We start from the raw sequence: 16,312 nt of genomic DNA, 5'->3' as shown, positions 1-16,312 counted from the left end.
GCAGGGACAGGGACAGCGCCCCGCCCGCGGCTACCGTGAGAAGCATGCAGGAGGACAACCGGCTCGGGGACTACCTCCGGGCGCGCCGGGAGCTCGTCAGCCCCGGGGACGCCGGGCTGCCGGCGCACGGCATCCGCAGGGTCGCGGGGCTGCGCCGCGAAGAGGTCGCGATGCTCGCCGGGATCAGCGCCGAGTACTACCTGCGGCTCGAGCAGGGCCGCGACCGCAACCCGTCGATGCAGGTCCTCGAGGCGCTCGCCCGGGTGCTGCGGCTCGACGACACCGCCACGGCGTACCTCCTGCAGCTGGCGGCGCCGCGTCCCCGCAGCCGCACCCGCCGGCCCCGGCGGCAGACCGTGCCGCCGGCGACGACGCAGCTGCTCGCCACGATCGGGCTGCCGGCCTTCGCCGCGGACAAGTACTTCGACATCCTGGCGGTCAACCCGCTAGCGACCGCGCTGGCCCCCAACGTGCGGGTGGGCGAGAACCGGCTCCGGTCGCTGTTCCTCGACCCCGCCGAGCAGGACCTGCACCTCGACTGGGCGGCCACCGTACGCGAATGCGTCGCCGCCTTCCGCAGGCGGCTCGGCTCGGACGTCGACGACCCGCGGGCCGCGCAGCTCGTCGGCGAGCTCTCCCTGGCCAGCGAGGAATTCCGCCAGGCCTGGGCCCGCCACGACGTCCGCCCGATGCGCGGCCGGCCGGTCCGGATGCGGCACCCACTGGTCGGCGAGCTCTCCCTCGGCATGTCCAAGCTCGACATCGACGGCACGGACGGCATGGTGCTGTCCGTCTTCCACCCCGAGCCGGGCACCGAGGACGCCGAGCGCCTGGCCCTGCTGACCTCCCTGACCACCGCTCCGGCGACCCGGGAGGTCACCGTCGCGGCGGAGAAGTGACGCCGACGCTCACATGCCGCCGGCGTTGGCGTACGAGTGCAGGCCCTCGAAGAACAGGTTCACGCCGAACAGGTTCATCAGCATCGTCGCGAAGCCGACCAGCGCGATCCACGTGGCCGTCGTGCGCTTGACGCTCGGGGTGGCCCGGGCGTGCAGGTACGCGGCGTAGACGACCCAGGAGATGAACGCCCAGACCTCCTTGGGGTCCCAGCCCCAGTAACGCCCCCACGATGCCTCCGCCCACAGCGGCCCGGCGATCAGCGCGCCGAACGTGAACAGCGGGAAGGCGAACGCGTGCAGGCGGAAGGTCAGGCGCTCCAGCGTCGCCGCCGCCGGGACCTTGGCGCCGAGGGTGTACGGGAAGCGGCGCTTGCCCTCGTCGTGGCCGGTGCGGATGAGGAACATCGCGGCCGGGACCGCCCCGATCAGCAGGATGCCGCTGGCGATGATGATCGTGGAGACGTGGATGACGTACCAGTACGAGTTGAGCGCCGGGACGAGCGGGCCGACCGGGGTGTACGCGATCAGGCCGGCCGCGCCGAGCAGGACCACGAGCGCCAGAGCCGCGAACAGGCCCAGGTGGCGCACGGTGGGGCGGCGGGTGAGGACGCCCAGCCAGACCGCGGAGCCGACCAGCGTGACGGCGAGGATGAACTCGTACATGTTGCCCCACGGCATGCGGTCGGCCGCGATGCCGCGCGTCACCACCGTGCCGAGGTGCAGGGCGAAGGCGAGCCAGTTCAGCCCGACGCCGATGCGGCCGAGCAGTTCCCCGCGGTCCCGCCGAGGGGCCTCGGCAGGCTCCTCAAGAGAGGCCGGCGGGACCGGCGCGCCGGCGCCGACGAGCTCGCGGGCCTGCCGGGTGGCGGCGCGGCCGATGTGGCTGCGGTCGCCGAACGCGTACTCCGCCGCGTAGCAGACCATCGCGGCCAGGTACGCCAGCACCGTGACGGCCATCAACTGGTTGGACAACTCCGCCATCAGGGCGTCCCTCCCTCTTCGCCGCGTGCGGCGCCCACGACCTGCTGGAACTCCTCGCCGAAGCCCGGGTAGTCGGTGCGGGGCAGCCCACCGGCCTCCACCAAGCTACCGGACCCCTCGCGGGGGGTGATGCGGAACCACAGCCGGCGCCGGTGGCCGCTCAGCGACAGCATCAGCCCGAGCAGCCCCAGCACCGCGCCGCCGAGCACGAGCGGCTGGGTGGGGTCGTAGCGCACGGCGAGCGTCGCGAACGGCCGCGTACCCAGGAACTCGAGCTTCGTACCGTCGTCGAGGGTCCACGTCTGGCCGGGGGTGAGCCGCTGCGGGCGGGACCCGCTGACCTGCTTCAGCCGGCCGGTGGTGATCTGGCCGCGGTCCAGCGCGTACACCGAGCCGGGCAGGCCGGCGTCGACGCCGAGGTTGCCCCGGTACGCCGTCAGGAACAGCGCCGGGTCGTTCTCGGCCGGGTACACCGAGGTCGGGCCGCCCTTGGGGTCGACCGTGGGCAGGTACACGCCCTCGAAGCCGACCTGCAGGTTCTCGTCGCGCTTGTTGGTCTTCGGGTCGATGTTGACGTCCGGGAACTGCGCGACGCCCTCGCTGGTGAACATCCCGTCGCGCGGCAGGAACGGCAGGATCTTCGTCTGCTGCTCGCCGTACCGGTCGGTGTAGCGCAGGATCACCGCGTAGCCGTGGCCGAGCAGGTGGATGTTGGCCTGCGACAGCCGCAGCGGGTCGTTGACCGTGAAGCGTTCCCGCCGCCACGGCCCGTCCTGCTTCGTCTGCACGTCCACCGTGGCCTCGAAGTCCTTCGGCTGGCCGGTGGGCTGGAACGCCGCCTGGAAGTCGGTCAGCCGCAGGCAGAAGAACGGCAGGTCGGCGGCGTCGATGCGGGGGCCGAGCGTGGACTCGTCGTACTGCGTGACCGAGTTGCAGAACCCCTGGTCGGCGCCCTGCACGAGGAGCCGGTTGCCGTGCCAGCCGTACCAGTGACCGAAGCCCACGCCGACCAGCACCGCGAGCAACGCGAGGTGGAAGAGCAGGTTGCCGGTCTCCTTGAGGTAGCCCTTCTCCGCCGAGACCGTCCAGGCGCCGTCGCCGCCCTCGCGCACGATCGTGCGGAAGCGGCGCTTGCGCAGCGCCGCGGCGGCAGCGGCCGCCGCGGCGGCCGGATCATCCGGTTGTTCCTGTCCGGCGGCATGCTGCGGCAGGCGTTCCAGCCGGCGGGGAGCATCCGGCGGTACGGTACGCAGCGCGCGGACGTGGTCCACGAGCCGCGGCACCACGCACCCGATCAGCGACGTGAACAGCAGCAGGTAGATCGCGGCGAACCAGGGCGACGCGTAGACCTCGAAGCCGCCGAGGCGGTCCAGGACCGGGGCCAGCTTCGGATGCGCCTGGTAGTAGCCGCTGACCTTCTCGGCGTTGAGGGCGCGCTGCGGCAGCACCGACCCGGGGATCGCGGCGACGGCGAGCAGGAACAGCAGCACGAGCGCCGTACGCATGCTCGTCAGCTGCCGCCACGAGTTACGCAGCAGCGCCCACGCGCGGTTGGGCCGGCGCGGCGGCGGCGACGCCGGGGGTGCGGGACGTTCCTCCACGACGGTCACAGCAGCGTCCCGTCGAAGGTGAACGTCGTCTGCAGCCAGATGAGGAAGCTGTCCCAGCCGCCGGTGACGAGCGTGATCCCGACGACGATGAGCAGCGCGCCGCCGATCCGGGTGACCCAGCGGCTGTTGCGGCGGACCGCCTTGAAGACGCCGAGCAGGCGCCGGAAGAAGAGCCCGAACAGCACGAACGGCACGCCGAGCCCCAGGCTGTACGCGAGCGCCAGCGTCACCGCCCGGTCGGTCTCCCCGGCGGTCGTGGCCAGCCCCAGTACCGCGCCGAGAGTGGGGCCGACGCACGGGATCCAGGAGAGCGCGAAGAGGGCGCCGAACACCGGCGCGCCGATCAGCCCGGCGTTGGGCAGCTTGGTGATCCGGATTTCCCGCTGCATGCCGGGGATCAGGCCGAGGAAGGCGATCCCCAGCACGATGACCAGCACGCCGAGCACGATGTTGAGGGTCTGCCGGTGCGTCTGCAGGGTGATGCCGATGTTGGCGACCAGCGTGGCCATCAGCGTGAACACCACCGCGAAGCCGAGCACGAAGAGGCTTGTCCCGGCCAGGATGCGGCCCTTGGTGCGGGCCCGTTCCGAGGCGTCCAGGTCGGAGCCCGCCAGACCCGTCACATACGACAGGTAGCCCGGGATCAGCGGGAGCACGCAGGGCGAGAGGAAGCTGACCAGGCCTGCGATCGCGGCGGCCGCGATCGCCAGCATCAGCGGCCCGGTGCTCGCGGTGTTCGCAAACGACTCGCCCATCAGCCGGTCGATTCCGCTGCGATGCGCTCGACGACGGGCTTGAGGATGCCGATCGTGGTGGCGCCGCGGATGGCGGCGGCGATCCGGCCCTGCCGGTCCAGGATCAGCGTCGCCGGGGTGCTGACCTGCGTGACGTCGAACTTCAGCGCCACGCTGCCGTTCGGGTCGAAGATGCTCGGGTACGTGACCCGGCCGCGCTCGAACGCCTTGGCGGCGTCCCGGTCGTCCCGCGAGTTGACCCCGATGAACGTCACGTCCTTCGCCTTGGTCGCCTGGTACGTGCCCTCGAGATCGTCCGCCTCGGCACGGCACGGGCTGCACCACGAACCCCAGAAGTTGACCACCACGACCTTGCCGCGGTCCTGCGCGACGTCGTACGTGCCGCCGCCGAGCAGCTCGCCGGTCACCTCGCGGGCCTGCGGGCGCTGGTCAGGGGTGCACTCGATGACGTTGTCGGCGTTCGTCGTGCACTTCTTCTCCCAGCTCTCGCTGCCGCAGCCGGTCAGGGCACCGGCCGCGACGGCGGCGGTGAGGACGACAGCGGCGAGCCGGCGCACGGTCAAGCTCCCTTGGCGGTCCTGGCGCCGGGCGACATGGCGACCAGCGCGGCGGCGGGCTCGGCGTAGTCGATGCCGACGATCTTCGACCCCTCGAAGCGGAACGAGGTCAGGCTCGCCAGCCCGCACTGGCGCTTGCGGGGGTCGTGCCAGAGACGCTTCTTCTCGACGTACCGGCGCAGTGTCCAGATCGGAAGCTGATGCGAGACGCAGACGGCCTCGTGGCCCTCCGCGGCCACCCGGGCGGCCTGGACCGCGGCGAACATCCGCTGGGCGATCACGATGTACGCCTCGCCCCAGCTCGGCGTGATCGGGTCGCGCAGCACCCACCAGTTGCGCGGGTTGCTGAAGGCGCCGTCGCCGACCGACACCTTCTTGCCCTCGAAGAAGTTGGCGCTCTCGATCAGCCGCGTGTCGGTCGCCGTCTCGAGCTTGAACTGCTCGGCGAACGGCTCCGCGGTCTCCTGCGCGCGCTCCAGCGGGCTGGCCACCACGTACGTCACGTCACGCTCGGCGAGGTGCTCCGCCGCCGCCTTGGCCATCTGCCGGCCCAGCTCGGACAGGTGGAAGTCGGGCAGCCGGCCGTACAAGATCTTGCCGGGGTTGTGCACCTCGCCGTGCCGCAGCACGTGCACGGTGGTCTTCGTGGGCTCGCTCATGAGGTGCTCCCCGCTGCCGCGGCGGCGCGGGCCGCAGCCGGCAGCGCCGCACCGATCGTCTCCAGGGCGTCGTCGTCCAGGGCGGTCGACACGAACCACGACTCGAAGGCGCTCGGCGGCAGGTAGACGCCGCGGGCGAGCATCGCGTGGAAGAACGCCTTGAACGCCGCGCTGTCCTGGGTCTTCGCCGTGTCGTAGTCGCGCACGTCCGCGTCGGTGAAGAAGATCGAGAACATGTTGCCCGCGTACGAGAGCCGGTGCGCGACCCCCGCGGTGTTGAGCGCGTCCGAGGTGAGCGCGCCCACGGTGGCCGACAACTCGTCGAGGCGCTTGTACGCCGCGTCGTCGGCGAGCCGCAGGCTGGCCAGTCCGGCCGCGCAGGCGAGCGGATTGCCCGACAGCGTGCCCGCCTGGTAGACCGGGCCGGCCGGGGCGAGGCGGGACATGATCTCCGTCCGGCCGCCGAACGCCGCCGCGGGCAGCCCGCCACCCATGACCTTGCCGTACGTGAACAGGTCCGCGTCGACGGGCTCGAGCCCGGCCCAGCCGCCCGCGGACACCCGGAAGCCGGTCATCACCTCGTCGACGATGAGCAGCGCGCCGTTCGCGTGGGCGATCTCGGCGAGCCGCTGGTTGAAGCCGTCACGCGGGGCGACCACGCCCATGTTGCCGGCGGCCGCCTCGGTGATGATCGCGGCGATGTCGTCCTGCTCCGCGAAGACCGCCTCGACCGCGGCCACGTCGTTGTACGGCAGCACGATGGTCTCGCTCGCGGCCGCACCGGTCACGCCGGGCGAGTCTGGCAGCCCCAGCGTGGCGACGCCGGAGCCGGCCGCGGCGAGCAGCGCGTCGACGTGGCCGTGGTAGCAGCCGGCGAACTTCACGATCTTGGAACGCCCGGTGTAGCCGCGGGCCAGGCGGATGGCCGTCATCGTCGCCTCGGTGCCCGAGTTGACCAGGCGCACCTGCTCCACGGGGGTCCGCCGGACGATCTCCTCGGCCAGCTCGACCTCGCCCTCCGTCGGGGTGCCGAAGCTGGTGCCGTGGGCGGCGGCCGACTGCACCGCGGCGATGATCGCCGGATGCGCCTGCCCGTGGATCAGCGGACCCCACGAGCAGACCAGGTCCACGTAGCGGCGCCCGTCGGCGTCCACCATCCACGGACCGGCGCCCCGGGCCATGAACCGCGGCACGCCGCCGACGGCCCGGAACGCACGCACGGGTGAATTGACCCCGCCCGGCACGATGGCCTGGGCGCGGTCGAACAGGGCCTGGGAAGCCGGGGCGTCCTCCGGGTACGGAGTGCCGGCGCGGTATGAGGTGGTCACGGCGAGTCCCATTCTGTCAGCGTCGCGCGGGATGCGTCCGCCCAGCCCCGCACCGGGTTGTTCAGGTCACCCCGCATCCGGCGGCCAAACCGTGCTCAACAGGCAACATTCGGCAGCCCGCGATAGGGTGGCCGGGTGGAGCGACCGGAGCTGTCCATCGCGGTTGAGCGCGCCACCGACGAGGTCGTCTTCCACCTCGCCGGTGAGATCGACGTGCTCACGGTGACGAACCTGTCCGCGATGGTGAACGAGGTGCTGCAGGACCCGGAGCCGCCGGCCCGCATCGTGCTCGACATGGCGGGGGTGACGTTCTGCGACTCGCAGGGCCTCGGCACGCTGGTGGTGCTCAGCCGTAAGGCCCAGCACGCCCGCGCGGTCCTCGCGCTGGCCAACGTCGGCGACTTCCTGATGCGGGTGCTGGACATCACCGGGCTACGCTCGGCCCTGATGATCTCCTCCACGGCCTGAGGCCCGCCGGGCTCAGGTTCCCCAGCGGGCCTTCTCCAGCAGTTCCAGGGCTTCCGCGGCCGCGCCCTCGCCGCCGGCGCGCAGCGAGCGGGCCGCCTCGTCCACCAGGTCGGTGAGCCGCTGCCACTGTGCGTCGCGCTCGCGGGCCGCCTCGGCCTGGGCCTTGAGCTGCTGCGTCTTGGTCCACAGCTCCACGAAGATGGACACCTTGGCGCGCAGCACCCACGGGTCGAACGGCTTCGTGAGGTAGTCCACCGCGCCGACCGCGTACCCGCGCAGGGCGAGCTGGGCGTCGCGGTCGGCCGCGGTGAGGAAGAGGATCGGCACGTGCCGGGTCCGCTCGCGGCGCTTGATGTGGCTCGCCGTCTCGAAGCCGTCCATGTTCGGCATCTGCGCGTCCAGCAGGATCACGGCGAAGTCGTCGACGAGCAGCTGCTTCAGCGCCGCCTCGCCGCTCTCCACCGCCACCGCCTGCACGGGCAGCCCCTGCAGGATCGCCTCCAGCGCGACCAGGTTGTCGCGCCGGTCGTCGACCAGCAGAGCCTTGGCGCGCTCAGCCACGCTCACTCTCCGTCCCCGAGGTCTCGGACGCGTTCACCCAGCGAGCCATCAGCTCGATGAGCTGGTCCAGGTCCACGGGCTTCGTGATGTAGTCACTGGCACCCGCGGCCAGCGCCGACTCGCGGTCACCGGGCATCGCCTTCGCCGTCAGGAACACTACCGGTAGGTCGCGGAAGCGCTGATTGCGGCGGATCCCCCGGGTCGTCTCGTACCCGTCCTGGTCCGGCATCATCGCGTCCATCAGCACGATGTCGACCTCGGGGTGCTCAGCCAGCAGCCGTACGCCGTCCACGCCGTTGTCCGAGTAGAGCACGTTCAGCCCGTGCATCTCGAGGGCGCTGGTCAAGGCGAACACGTTACGGACGTCGTCGTCGATGATCAGCACCGTGGCGCCGTCGAGCTGCCGGCTGGCCGGGGTGACCGTGTGCGGCTCGGCCTCGGCCGGCTGGGCGAGCAGCGGCATGTCCAGCGACGACATCGACGAGGTCCGCGGCGGCCCGCTCTGCTCCACCGCGACCTGCGGCAGCGCGGGGACCGGGACGGAGTCGCGGACCAGCACGTCCGGCACGTAGAGGGTGAAGGTGGAGCCCTCGCCCGGCGCCGAGGAGACCACGATCGTGCCGCCGAGCAGCGCGGCGAACTCCCGGCTGATCGACAGACCCAGGCCGGTGCCGCCGTATTTGCGGCTGGTGGTGCCGTCGGCCTGCTGGAACGCCTCGAAGATGAGGTTGAGCTTCTCGTCGGAGATGCCGATGCCGGTGTCGGAGACCGCGAACGCCACCACCTGATCCGCCGAGGTCAGCGACGGCAGGTCGAAGCCGGTGCCCGGGGACGCCGGGAAGATGCTCAGCGTGACCGAGCCGCGGTCGGTGAACTTGACCGCGTTCGACAGCAGGTTGCGCAGGATCTGCTGCAGGCGCTGGGTGTCCGTGACGATCGAGTCGGGCAGGTCGGGCGACACGTCGACCCGGAAGTCGAGGCCCTTGTCCTCGGCCTGCGGGATGAAGGCCTGCTCGACGTACGAGCGGATCTCGTCGAAGTCGACCTGGTCGGGTTCGACGTCCATGCGCCCCGCCTCGATCTTGCTGAGGTCCAGGATGTCGTCGATCAGCGACAGCAGGTCCGAGCCGGCGCTGTGGATCGTACGGGCGAACTCGATCTGCTTCTCGGAGAGGTTCTTCTCCGGGTTCTCCGCGAGCAGGCGGGCCAGCAGCAACAGCGAGTTGAGCGGCGTACGCAGCTCGTGGCTCATGTTGGCCAGGAACTCCGTCTTGTACGCCGACGCCCGCGACAGCTGCTGCGCCTTCTCCTCCAGCCCGAGGCGGGCCAGCTCGATCTCGCGGTTCTTGATCTCGATGTTGCCCTTCTGCTCGCTCAGCAGCTGGGCCTTGTCCTCGAGCTCGGCGTTGGTGCGCTGCAGCTCCGCCGACTGGTCCTGCATCTCGCGGGCCAGCCGCTGCGACTGGGCGAGCAGCTCCTCCGTACGCCGGTTGGCCTGAATGGTGTTGAGCGCGATGCCGATCGTCGCCACCAGGCGCTCGAGGAAGGTCAGGTGCAGCCCGGAGAACGCGGCGACCGACGCGAACTCGATCACACCGAGCATCTCGCCCTCGAACAGCACCGGCAGCACGACCAGGTCGTTCGGGGGCATCGCCATGAGGCCCGAGCGCATCGTCAGGACGCCGTCGTGGGTGGCCCGCACCCGGATCGTGCGCCGGGAGACCGCCGCCTGGCCGACCAGGCCCTCGCCGGGGCCGAACGTGACCTCGTTGGTGCGCGCGACGTAGCCGTACGAGGCGGCCAGCCGCAGGCGCATCACCGCTTCCTCGTTGTCCATGAGGAAGAACGCGCCGAGCTGCGCCTCCACCAGCGGCGTCACCTCAGTCATGATCATGCGGCAGACCTCGCCGAGGTCGCGCTGGCCCTGCAGCAGACCGCCGATGCGGGCGAGGTTGGAGTCCAGCCAGCCCTGCTCGGCGTTCGCCTTGGTGGTCTCGCGCAGGGTCACGATCATCTGGTTGATGTTGTCCTTGAGCTCCGCGACCTCGCCCTGGGCCTCGACGGCGATGCTCTGCGTCAGGTCGCCGCGGGTCACCGCCGTGGACACCTCGGCGATCGCGCGCAGCTGCGTGGTGAGCGTCGAGGCGAGCTGGTTCACGTTGTCGGTGAGGTCGCGCCAGGTTCCCGAGACGCCCTTGACCTGGGCCTGACCGCCGAGCTTGCCCTCGATGCCGACCTCGCGGCCGACCCGGGTGACCTCGTTGGCGAACGAGGACAGCTGGTCGACCATCGTGTTGACGGTGTCCTTGAGCTCGAGGATCTCGCCGCGGGCGTCGACCGTGATCTTCTGCGACAGGTCACCCTTCGCCACCGCGGTCGTGACCGAGGCGATGTTGCGCACCTGGGCCGTCAGGTTGGAGGCCATGTAGTTGACGTTGTCGGTCAGGTCCCGCCACGTGCCGGCCACGCCGGGCACCTGCGCCTGGCCGCCGAGCTTGCCCTCCGAGCCCACCTCGCGGGCCACGCGGGTCACCTCGTCGGCGAACGACGACAGCTGGTCCACCATCGTGTTCACGGTCGACTTCAGCTCGAGGATCTCGCCCTGCGCGTCGACCGTGATCTTCTGCGACAGGTCACCGCGGGCGACCGCGGTGGAGACCTGCGCGATGTTGCGGACCTGGGCGGTCAGGTTGGAGGCCATCGAGTTGACGTTGTCGGTCAGGTCCCGCCAGGTGCCGGCCACGCCGCGGACCTGGGCCTGGCCGCCGAGCTTGCCCTCGGTGCCCACCTCGCGGGCCACCCGGGTCACCTCGTCGGCGAACGACGACAGCTGGTCCACCATCGTGTTGACCGTCGACTTCAGCTCGAGGATCTCGCCGCGGGCGTCGACCGTGATCTTCTGCGACAGGTCACCCTTGGCCACCGCGGTCGTGACCGAGGCGATGTTGCGCACCTGGCTCGTCAGGTTGGACGCCATGTAGTTCACATTGTCGGTCAGGTCCCGCCACGTCCCGGAGACGCCCTTGACCTGCGCCTGACCGCCGAGCTTGCCCTCCGAGCCCACCTCGCGGGCCACCCGCGTCACCTCGTCGGCGAACGACGACAGCTGGTCCACCATCGTGTTCATCGTGTTCTTGAGCTGCGCGATCTCGCCGCGGGCGTCGACCGTGATCTTCTGCGACAGGTCACCCTTGGCCACCGCGGTCGAGACCTGGGAGATGTTGCGCACCTGGTCGGTGAGGTTGGCGGCGAGCTGGTTGACGTTCTCCGTCAGGTCGCGCCAGGTGCCGGAGACGCCGCGGACCTGCGCCTGACCGCCCAGCCGGCCCTCGGTGCCCACCTCGCGGGCCACCCGCGTCACCTCGTCGGCGAACGACGACAGCTGGTCCACCATCGTGTTCACGGTGTCCTTGAGCTCCAGGATCTCGCCCTGGGCCGCGACCGTGATCTTCTGCGACAGGTCGCCCTTCGCCACCGCGGTGGAGACCTGGGCGATGTTGCGCACCTGGCTGGTCAGGTTGGAGGCCATGGAGTTCACCGAGTCGGTGAGGTCCTTCCAGGTGCCGGCCACGTTCGGCACATCCGCCTGGCCGCCGAGCTTGCCCTCCGTGCCCACCTCGCGCGCCACCCGGGTGACCTGCTCGGCGAACAGGCGCAGGGTGTCGGTCACGCCGTTCATCGTGTCCGCCAGCTCGGCCACCTCGCCACGGGCCGACACCGTGATCTTCTGCGACAGGTCGCCGCGGGCCATGGCCGTCGCCACCTGCGAGATCGAGCGCACCTGGTGGGTCAGGTTGGAGGCCATCGTGTTGACGGAGTCGGTGAGGTCCTTCCAGGTGCCGGCGACGCCCCGGACGTCCGCCTGGCCGCCCAGCTCACCCTCGGTGCCCACCTCGCGGGCCACGCGCGTGACCTCGCTGGCGAACGACGACAGCTGGTCCACCATCGTGTTCACCGTGCGGCCGATGCGCAGGAACTCGCCGCGCAACGGGCGCCCGTCCATCTCCAGCGCCATGTGCTGGGAGAGGTCGCCCTCGGCCACCGCGACGATGACGCGGGAGATCTCGGTGGTCGGCCGGGCCAGGTCGTCGATCAGCGAGTTGACCGAGCGGACGCTGTCGGCCCAGGCCCCGTCCAGCCCCTCCTCGTCGAGGCGCTCGGTGAGCCGGCCCTCGCGGCCGACCGTACGGCTGATCCGCCGCACGTCCAGGTTCTGCCGCTCCTGCAGCGTCACCACCTCGTTGAACGCGTCCACGAGCTCGCCGAACGTCCCGCTCCGGCGCGCCAGGCGGACCTTCAGGTCGCCGTTGCGCACCCGGCGCAGCGCCTCCGCGAGCTCGCCGAGCAGCACGGTCTCCTCAGCCACGCCGGGGCCGGCTTCCTTCGCCGCAGTCATGCTGTCCTCACTCGCTGTCCAGGGCAGGGCGTCCCATCATCCCTCGCCCGGGCGGGTCATTGCGAGATGTGGCTTTGTGCAACCGCCCGTCGGCAGGAGAGGATGCACTGGTGCCGGTGGAGACAGGACGCATGACGGGCGCTCTGGTGCGCCGCGTCCGGCTGCCCAACGACCGGCGTACGCCCGCCGCCGCCCGCGCGCTCGTCCGCTCGGTGCTGGAGGAGACCGGCCTCGACGCGCTCGTCAACGAGGCGTTGCTGCTGACCACGGAGCTGTCCACCAACGCCGTGGTGCACGCCGGCACCGAGCTCGACATGGAGGTCGCCGCCGATCCGGGCGGGCTGACCGTCACGGTCACCGACTTCGCCCCGGGCCCGGTCGAGGAGCTCGCGGTCGGCCCGCGCAACGAGAAGTCGGAGATCGGCGAGGTTGCGGAGCGTGGTCGCGGACTCCTGCTCGTCGACCATTTCGCCAGCCGCTGGGGCACGGTGCACGAGGGCACCGGCAAGGGCGTGTGGTTTCGGCTCGAGAGCCGGGCGGGCACCGTCTCCCCGGCCGCGCTGCCGGTGCTGGAGGGCGACGCCGCCCCGACCGTCGGCGAGCTCACCGCGCTGCTGCAGAGCGACGCCGAGCGCCCGAGCGAGGAGACGCTCGCCGAGTTCGCCACCGACCTGATCGCCCGCCTGGCCCGGCTGACCGGCGCCACCGGCGGAGTCCTGCGGCTCGACCGCGGCGACGGCGGCGGACGGCAACTGCTCGCCCGGCACGGCCGGCCCCCGCGCGACAACGCGGCCACGATCCGGGTGCCGCTGTCGGTGCAGCGGCCGTGGGCGGGTGAGCTCGAGCTCGACGCCTCCCCCGAGGGCTACGCGCTGCCGCTCGCCACGCTCGTCGCCGAGCGGCTGTCGCTGCACCTGGAGAACGACCGGCTGCGGCGCACGGACCTGCGGCGCCAGACCTGGCTGACGTTCCTCGCCGAGGCCAGCGAGCTGCTCGCCCAGTCCCTCGACGTGAACCTGACGATGGCGCTGATCCCGCAGCTGGTGGTGCCGCGGCTGGGCCAGTGGTGCGCGGTGCACACCACCGACTCGTGGGGCCGCCTGCAGCTCGCCGCCGCCACCCACGCCGACGAGTCCGCGGTGTCCCAGCTCTACGGCACGCTGTCGGAGACCGGCCCCGATTCGATCCTGGCCCGGCTCGAGGAGGCGTCCCGCCTCGGCCAGCAGGTCATGTTCGGTACGCCGTCCGAAGGCTTCGCGGTGCCCCTGGTCGCGCGGGGCCAGCGGCTCGGCACCCTGGCCGTGGGCCGCCACGTGCGGCACCGGCACGACGTGGACGAGGTCGCGGTCCTGGAGGACGTGGCGCGCCGGGCCGCCCTGGCGATCGACAACGCGCGCATCCACGACGAGCGGCACAAGGTCGCCCGGACGCTGCAGGCCTCGCTGCTGCCACCGGCCCTGCCCCACGTCGAGGGCGTGGGCTTCGCAGCCGAGTACGTGCCCACCGGCTCCGAGGTCGGCGGCGACTTCTACGACGTGGTCCCGACGGGCGACGGCTGGATCGTGGTGGTCGGCGACGTCTCCGGCAAGGGCGTGCAGGCCGCGACCGTGACCGGCCTGGTACGCGACGTGATCCGCATCCTCGTCGACGACGGCAAGCCGATGACGGAGGTCCTCTGCCGGGTCAACCGCACGCTCGTCCAGCGCGGCGGCGGCCGCTACTGCACGCTGGCCATGGCCTCGGTGACCCGCGACGGCACCGACCTGCACGTCTGCCTGCACCTGGCCGGCCACGACCGCGCGGTGCTCGTGCACGCCGACGGCCGGACCGCGTTCGTGGGCGAGGGCGGCACGGCGCTGGGCCTGCTGGAGAGCATCTCGTCGCCGGACGTCGCCGTCGTGCTGAGCCCCGGCGACTCCCTGATCTTCTACACCGACGGCGTGACCGAGCGCCGGCGCGGCCGCGAGCTGTTCGGCACGGACCGGCTGCGGCAGGCGGCGGCACCGCTGGCCGGCTATCCGGCGGACGTGATGGCCGCGCGGCTGCGCTCGACGACGATCAACTTCTCCGTCGAGGAGCCGCGCGACGACATCGCCATCCTCGTCCTGCGCAACGACGCCTGACCCTCCTACGGCTTGGCGCAGAGCGCGGCGTCGACGCTGTCCGAGACGTCGGCGACCATCTTCTCGGTGGTGGGCAGGCCGGTCACCGCGACCACGGCGCTGCGGCCGTCCGTCGTGACGAGGTTGCGCGTCTCGAAGCCCTGGATGTCGCCGCCGTGGCCCCAGGCGTACCCGCCGCAGGGCAGCGCGTGCCGGGCGATGCCGAGGCCGTACTCCCAGTCGCCGGTCGGCTCGAAGCCGGGCGCCGGGACGGTCTTCATCATGGCCGCCTGCTGCGCGGGCTTGAGCAGCCTGCCGCCGGCCAGCGCCTCGAAGAACGTCCGCAGATCACCGGGACTGGCCACCAGCTGACCGGCCGACCAGCCCAGCGACGGGTCCATCCGCGTGACGTCCACCCAGGGCGCGCCGGGCTCGACCGCGACATAGCCCTGCGGGTGCCGGCCGCGCAGGCTCTGCTCACCCACGCCCGGCCAGTACGTGTCCCGCAGACCCAGCGGCTGGATGATCCGCCGGGTGATCTCCTCACCGATGGGCCGCTCGGTGACCCGCTCGACGATCAGTCCCGCGAGGATGTAGTTCGTGTTGCTGTACTCCCACTTCGTGCCGGGAGCGAAGCGCGGCGGCTGGGTGAGCGCGGCGTCCACGAGCCGGCGCGGCTCGAAGTAGGAGTGGCTCTTGTCCACGAGATCCTGCGGCTTGGTGAAGACGACGTCGTCGTAGTCCGGCAGGCCGCTCGTCTGCTGCAGCAGCTGGTGCACGGTGATCTTGCTGCCGTCGTTGCCCTTGCCGCGTACCACCCCGGGCAGGTAGTGCTCCACGGTGGCGTTCAGATCGATGCGGCCCTCGCCCACGAGCTGCATCGCGACCACGGCGGTGAAGGTCTTCGTGTTGCTGCCGATGCGTACGCGGCCGTCCCGGGGGACCGGCCGGTGGGTCTCGAGGTCGCCCACGCCGGCGGTGTAGTCGCGGACCCGTCCGCCGGCGCCGCGTACCGAGGCCAGGACGCCGGGGAAGCCGTCCTCGCTGACCAGCCGGTTGATCTGCTGCTGCACGACGTCGGTGCGGCCGCGGTGCGACGTGTCCGCGGTGCCCGCGAAGGCGGACGGCGCGGCGAGGGCGGCGCCGGCGGTGAGAACGGCCAGCGCGCCGCCCGCGATCGAGAACGTACGGCGGCGGGTGGGTACGGCGGTGTGCGACATGCTCGCTCCTCGATGAGCCGGATGGGCTGGACACGTCCATCCTTCGAGAGGCGGCGCCCGCCGACGATCCCGCCAAGTGCCCGGCGCCGGTACAGCAGGCACTACCAGCCTGACCGATCCGACCTTTTTGTCGGCTGCGTCGTGGCATGGTGTTTGTCGTGGCGACGACTCAGTACTACACGGCGACCAGCATCGACGGCTTCACCGCCGACCTGGACGACTCCCTCGAGTGGCTGTTCGAGGTCGACGAGGGCACCGACAACCCCTTCGGCGCGTTCTTCGCCAACATCGGCGCGTTCGCGATGGGCGCCACCACGTACGAATGGATCCTCAGGAACGACAACGTGATCGAGGAACCCCAGAACTGGCACGACATGTACGGCGACATCCCCTGCTGGGTGTTCACCCACCGGGAGCTGCCGCTGGTGCCCGATGCCAACATCTTCATGGTCAGCGGCGACGTACACCGGGTCCACGAGGCCATGACGGTCGCCGCGCAGGGCCGCAACGTGTGGCTGGCCGGCGGCGGCGACCTGGTGGCCGAGTTCTCGGACGCGGGCCTGCTCGACGAGATCATCCTCGCGGTCGCCCCGGTGATGCTGGGCGCCGGCACCCCGGTGCTGCCGCGCCGGCTCTCCTCCCAGCAGCTGGCGCTGACGAACGTCGCCCAGATGGGCCAGTTCGCCTACCTCACGTACGCGGTGGGCATGCTCGCCGACCTGGGCCGCCACATGGCCGCCGACGTCCTGCGCCGCTCACCCGCCCACACCTGACCC

Annotated in this window: 13 protein-coding genes; 4 read left to right on the top strand and 9 right to left on the bottom strand. The window is 71.4% G+C overall.

The annotated features are described in order from the left end of the window. The first annotated feature begins 44 nt into the window (after positions 1-44). A complete protein-coding gene (locus AB0K03_RS09510; protein WP_364682515.1) occupies positions 45-899 on the top strand; it encodes a helix-turn-helix transcriptional regulator in 855 nt (284 codons plus the stop codon). A gap of 9 nt (positions 900-908) precedes the next feature. Here AB0K03_RS09510 and ccsB read toward each other — a convergent pair whose 3' ends face one another. The 6 genes from ccsB to hemL are packed head-to-tail and all read right to left on the bottom strand — an operon-like array spanning position 909 to position 6,801. Next, entirely contained in the window at positions 909-1,880 is a 972-nt protein-coding gene (ccsB, locus tag AB0K03_RS09505; RefSeq protein ID WP_364682513.1) for a c-type cytochrome biogenesis protein CcsB, read from the bottom strand. Further along, the gene (locus AB0K03_RS09500) at positions 1,880-3,490 is read right to left on the bottom strand and encodes a cytochrome c biogenesis protein ResB (protein ID WP_364682511.1); all 1,611 of its coding nucleotides are present in this window, start codon (positions 3,488-3,490) and stop codon (positions 1,880-1,882) included. The genes ccsB and AB0K03_RS09500 overlap by 1 nt, the downstream gene beginning before the upstream one ends. Next, the gene (locus tag AB0K03_RS09495; protein ID WP_364682509.1) at positions 3,487-4,245 is read right to left on the bottom strand and encodes a cytochrome c biogenesis protein CcdA; all 759 of its coding nucleotides are present in this window, start codon (positions 4,243-4,245) and stop codon (positions 3,487-3,489) included. Before AB0K03_RS09495 ends, AB0K03_RS09500 begins: the two co-directional genes overlap by 4 nt. Beyond that, positions 4,245-4,808, bottom strand: coding sequence for a TlpA disulfide reductase family protein (locus AB0K03_RS09490; protein WP_364682507.1), 564 nt, complete (start codon positions 4,806-4,808; stop codon positions 4,245-4,247). Before AB0K03_RS09490 ends, AB0K03_RS09495 begins: the two co-directional genes overlap by 1 nt. Next, positions 4,805-5,461, bottom strand: a complete 657-nt coding sequence (locus AB0K03_RS09485; protein WP_364682505.1) for a histidine phosphatase family protein — start codon at positions 5,459-5,461, stop codon at positions 4,805-4,807. The genes AB0K03_RS09490 and AB0K03_RS09485 overlap by 4 nt, the downstream gene beginning before the upstream one ends. Beyond that, positions 5,458-6,801, bottom strand: coding sequence for a glutamate-1-semialdehyde 2,1-aminomutase (gene hemL / locus AB0K03_RS09480; protein ID WP_364682503.1), 1,344 nt, complete (start codon positions 6,799-6,801; stop codon positions 5,458-5,460). Before hemL ends, AB0K03_RS09485 begins: the two co-directional genes overlap by 4 nt. Positions 6,802-6,924: 123 nt before the next feature. On the opposite strand from hemL, the gene AB0K03_RS09475 reads away from it, so the two are divergent. Next, positions 6,925-7,257: an STAS domain-containing protein gene (locus tag AB0K03_RS09475; RefSeq protein WP_364682501.1), complete on the top strand. Its 333-nt coding sequence runs from the start codon at positions 6,925-6,927 to the stop codon at positions 7,255-7,257. A gap of 12 nt (positions 7,258-7,269) precedes the next feature. Here AB0K03_RS09475 and AB0K03_RS09470 read toward each other — a convergent pair whose 3' ends face one another. Together AB0K03_RS09470 and AB0K03_RS09465 are read right to left on the bottom strand one after the other, a co-directional pair. Beyond that, positions 7,270-7,818, bottom strand: coding sequence for a response regulator (locus AB0K03_RS09470; protein WP_199512307.1), 549 nt, complete (start codon positions 7,816-7,818; stop codon positions 7,270-7,272). After that, positions 7,811-12,214, bottom strand: a complete 4,404-nt coding sequence (locus AB0K03_RS09465; RefSeq protein ID WP_364682499.1) for a HAMP domain-containing protein — start codon at positions 12,212-12,214, stop codon at positions 7,811-7,813. Before AB0K03_RS09465 ends, AB0K03_RS09470 begins: the two co-directional genes overlap by 8 nt. Before the next feature lie 131 nt (positions 12,215-12,345). Between AB0K03_RS09465 and AB0K03_RS09460 the strand changes: the two genes are divergently transcribed. Next, a complete protein-coding gene (locus tag AB0K03_RS09460; protein WP_364682497.1) occupies positions 12,346-14,337 on the top strand; it encodes a SpoIIE family protein phosphatase in 1,992 nt (663 codons plus the stop codon). 5 nt (positions 14,338-14,342) lie between these two features. Here AB0K03_RS09460 and AB0K03_RS09455 read toward each other — a convergent pair whose 3' ends face one another. Then, on the bottom strand, positions 14,343-15,536 hold the full coding sequence (locus AB0K03_RS09455) for a serine hydrolase domain-containing protein (RefSeq protein ID WP_364682495.1): 1,194 nt from the start codon (positions 15,534-15,536) through the stop codon (positions 14,343-14,345). Between the two features lie 158 nt (positions 15,537-15,694). Here AB0K03_RS09455 and AB0K03_RS09450 point away from each other — a divergent pair, with 158 nt between their 5' ends. Further along, a complete protein-coding gene (locus AB0K03_RS09450) occupies positions 15,695-16,309 on the top strand; it encodes a dihydrofolate reductase family protein (RefSeq protein WP_364682493.1) in 615 nt (204 codons plus the stop codon). Positions 16,310-16,312: the final 3 nt, after the last annotated feature.

The organism is Actinoplanes sp. NPDC049316, from assembly GCF_040677315.1.
Taxonomy (GTDB): domain Bacteria; phylum Actinomycetota; class Actinomycetes; order Mycobacteriales; family Micromonosporaceae; genus Actinoplanes.
This window is presented reverse-complemented; position numbering and strand designations above follow the sequence as displayed.